At 50.8% G+C, this 3,002-nt stretch carries 1 rRNA gene; it reads right to left on the reverse strand.

Annotated features, from left to right (window positions below):
- Nucleotides 1-62: 62 nt before the first annotated feature.
- Nucleotides 63-2,956, reverse strand: a 23S ribosomal RNA gene (locus AB4185_RS18605).
- Between the last annotated feature and the right edge of the window lie 46 nt (nucleotides 2,957-3,002).

Genomic DNA, 3,002 nt, shown 5'->3' on the forward strand with positions numbered 1-3,002 from the left:
TCTCTTCAAACTCATTCAAGGTCTGGTCTTTCTTTGAGTCCACAAAACCCCTTGGGTGTTGTATGGTTAAGCCTCACGGGCAATTAGTACAGGTTAGCTCAATGCCTCGCAGCACTTACACACCCTGCCTATCAACGTCGTAGTCTACGACAACCCTTTAGGACACTTATAGTGCCAGGGAAAACTCATCTCAAGGCTCGCTTCCCGCTTAGATGCTTTCAGCGGTTATCGATTCCGAACTTAGCTACCGGGCAATGCCATTGGCATGACAACCCGAACACCAGAGGTTCGTCCACTCCGGTCCTCTCGTACTAGGAGCAGCCCCTTTCAATTTTCCAACGCCCACGGCAGATAGGGACCGAACTGTCTCACGACGTTCTAAACCCAGCTCGCGTACCACTTTAAATGGCGAACAGCCATACCCTTGGGACCGACTTCAGCCCCAGGATGTGATGAGCCGACATCGAGGTGCCAAACACCGCCGTCGATATGAACTCTTGGGCGGTATCAGCCTGTTATCCCCGGAGTACCTTTTATCCGTTGAGCGATGGCCCTTCCATTCAGAACCACCGGATCACTATGACCTGCTTTCGCACCTGCTCGAATTGTCATTCTCGCAGTCAAGCGGGCTTATGCCATTGCACTAACCACACGATGTCCAACCGTGTTTAGCCCACCTTCGTGCTCCTCCGTTACTCTTTGGGAGGAGACCGCCCCAGTCAAACTACCCACCAGGCACTGTCCGTAATCCCGATTCAGGGACCAACGTTAGAACATCAAAACTACAAGGGTGGTATTTCAAGGACGACTCCACCACATCTAGCGACGCGGTTTCATAGTCTCCCACCTATCCTACACATGTAGGTTCAATGTTCAGTGCCAAGCTGTAGTAAAGGTTCACGGGGTCTTTCCGTCTAGCCGCGGGTACACTGCATCTTCACAGCGATTTCAATTTCACTGAGTCTCGGGTGGAGACAGCGTGGCCATCATTACGCCATTCGTGCAGGTCGGAACTTACCCGACAAGGAATTTCGCTACCTTAGGACCGTTATAGTTACGGCCGCCGTTTACCGGGGCTTCGATCAAGAGCTTCGACCGAAGTCTAACCCCATCAATTAACCTTCCGGCACCGGGCAGGCGTCACACCGTATACGTCATCTTACGATTTTGCACAGTGCTGTGTTTTTAATAAACAGTTGCAGCCACCTGGTATCTGCGACTCTCGTCTGCTCCATCCGCAAGGGACTTCACTGATAAGAGCGTACCTTCTCCCGAAGTTACGGTACCATTTTGCCTAGTTCCTTCACCCGAGTTCTCTCAAGCGCCTTGGTATTCTCTACCCGACCACCTGTGTCGGTTTGGGGTACGATTCCTTACAATCTGAAGCTTAGAGGCTTTTCCTGGAAGCATGGCATCAATGACTTCACTACCGTAGTAGCTCGACATCGTATCTCAGCGTTAGTAGCGGTCCGGATTTACCTAAACCACCCGCCTACGTACTTGAACCTGGACAACCGTCGCCAGGCCCACCTAGCCTTCTCCGTCCCCCCATCGCAATTGTAAGAAGTACGGGAATATTAACCCGTTTCCCATCGACTACGCCTTTCGGCCTCGCCTTAGGAGTCGACTTACCCTGCCCCGATTAACGTTGGACAGGAACCCTTGGTCTTCCGGCGAGGGAGTTTTTCACTCCCTTTATCGTTACTCATGTCAGCATTCGCACTTCTGATACCTCCAGCAGCCCTTACAGACCACCTTCAACGGCTTACAGAACGCTCCCCTACCCCACATACCCTAAGGTACGTAGCCGCAGCTTCGGTGTATAGCTTAGCCCCGTTACATCTTCCGCGCAGGCCGACTCGACCAGTGAGCTATTACGCTTTCTTTAAATGATGGCTGCTTCTAAGCCAACATCCTGGCTGTCTGAGCCTTCCCACATCGTTTCCCACTTAGCTATACTTTGGGACCTTAGCTGGCGGTCTGGGTTGTTTCCCTCTCCACGACGGACGTTAGCACCCGCCGTGTGTCTCCCGGATAGTACTTACTGGTATTCGGAGTTTGCAAAGGGTTGGTAAGTCGGGATGACCCCCTAGCCTTAACAGTGCTCTACCCCCAGTAGTATTCGTCCGAGGCGCTACCTAAATAGCTTTCGGGGAGAACCAGCTATCTCCAGGTTTGATTGGCCTTTCACCCCTAGCCACAAGTCATCCGCTAATTTTTCAACATTAGTCGGTTCGGTCCTCCAGTTGATGTTACTCAACCTTCAACCTGCCCATGGCTAGATCACCTGGTTTCGGGTCTAATCCTAGCAACTGTACGCCCAGTTAAGACTCGGTTTCCCTACGGCTCCCCTAAACGGTTAACCTTGCTACTAAAATTAAGTCGCTGACCCATTATACAAAAGGTACGCAGTCACACCACGAAGGTGCTCCTACTGCTTGTACGTACACGGTTTCAGGTTCTATTTCACTCCCCTCACAGGGGTTCTTTTCGCCTTTCCCTCACGGTACTGGTTCACTATCGGTCAGTCAGTAGTATTTAGCCTTGGAGGATGGTCCCCCCATATTCAGACAGGATATCACGTGTCCCGCCCTACTCGTTTTCACTGATTATGATGTGTCGGTTACGGGGCTATCACCCTTTACTGCGAGACTTTCCAGACTCTTCACCTGCATCATTAAAAGCTTAAGGGCTAATCCAATTTCGCTCGCCGCTACTTTCGGAATCTCGGTTGATTTCTCTTCCTCGGGGTACTTAGATGTTTCAGTTCCCCCGGTTTGCCTCCTGTTGCTATGTATTCACAACAGGATACTTACTTATGTAAGTGGGTTTCCCCATTCAGGAATCCCAGACTCAAAAGGTTATTACTACCTAATCTGGGCTTATCGCAAGTTATTACGCCTTTCATCGCCTCTGACTGCCAAGGCATCCACCGTGTACGCTTAGTCACTTAACCATACAACCCGAAAGGGTTTCTATTTGCTTTCACTTTAAAAAGTGAA

It is taken from the genome of Vibrio sp. 10N.286.48.F5 (assembly GCF_041469785.1).
Classification (GTDB): Bacteria; Pseudomonadota; Gammaproteobacteria; order Enterobacterales; family Vibrionaceae; genus Vibrio; species Vibrio crassostreae_C.